Here is a 914-nt window from a genome sequence, read left to right as displayed (position 1 = left end):
TGGCGAAGTCTGCGGCCAGTTTTTCCGCCACAGCGATCGCCTCGGCGTCGGTCTTGATGACATGCGCTCTGGCCGACGGACGCTCGACCGGGGGGACGGCGCTGCGGATATCGGACGGCTGCTTCGATTGGATGGTCATGCTGCGGTCTCCTTGGGAAAATGTTGCGATGGAAGCGGCGTGCCGCCGAGATAGTAGGTCTTAATGTCGTCGCGCTGGCGCAGGTCGGCGGCCGACCCTTCCAGCACGCTCTTTCCGTTTTCGAGCACGGTGGCGTGGTCGGCATATTTCAGCGCCACTGCCGAATTCTGCTCGGCGACAAGGATCGAAAGATCTTCGTCCCGATTGAGCCGCTTCAAAGCGCTGAAAATCTCGTCGACGATCAGCGGCGCCAGCCCCATCGAAGGCTCGTCCAGCACGAAGAGTTTCGGCCGCGACATCAGACCGCGGCCGATCGCCGTCATCTGCTGCTCGCCGCCGGAGGTGAGGCCGGACCGGGTTCGCCGCTTCTCGGTGAGCCTGGGGAAAAGCGCATAGACGCGGTCGAGGTCGGCCTTGACGCCGGTGCGGGAGGACGAACGCCCGAGCGCGCCGGTCAGAAGGTTCTCCTCGACCGTCAGCGAGCGGAAGCAGTGTCGGCCCTCGAGGACCTGGACCAGACCCTTGCGGACGAGGTGAGAGGGGCTTGCCCTGGAGACATCCTCGCCGTCGAAAGTGATCCGACCAGCGGTAACAGTGCCGCGCTCGGCCGGGAGGAGATTGGATACGGCGCGTAGCAGCGTCGTCTTGCCGGCGCCGTTGGAGCCGAGCAGTGCGACGATCTCGCCTTTGCCGACCGACAGGTCGACACCGTGCAGGGCGGCGATGGCGCCGTTGTAGACGGCCTCCACGCGACTGACCGACAGGATCGGATTTT

Annotated in this window: 1 protein-coding gene and 1 pseudogene; both read right to left on the bottom strand. The window is 64.9% G+C overall.

Annotation, left to right across the window (positions count from 1 at the left end; translation table 11 throughout):
- Positions 1-139: pseudogene (locus NKH41_RS34355) on the bottom strand (SfnB family sulfur acquisition oxidoreductase); the annotation flags it as partial.
- The gene (locus NKH41_RS34030; protein ID WP_502906099.1) at positions 136-906 is read right to left on the bottom strand and encodes an ABC transporter ATP-binding protein; all 771 of its coding nucleotides are present in this window, start codon (positions 904-906) and stop codon (positions 136-138) included. The gene NKH41_RS34030 and the pseudogene NKH41_RS34355, both read right to left, overlap by 4 nt.
- Positions 907-914 lie beyond the last annotated feature (8 nt).

Source organism: Mesorhizobium sp. M1169 (assembly GCF_040318345.1).
Classification (GTDB): domain Bacteria; phylum Pseudomonadota; class Alphaproteobacteria; order Rhizobiales; family Rhizobiaceae; genus Mesorhizobium.
Note: the sequence above shows the minus strand (reverse complement) of the source record. Positions and strands in the feature narration are given on the sequence as shown.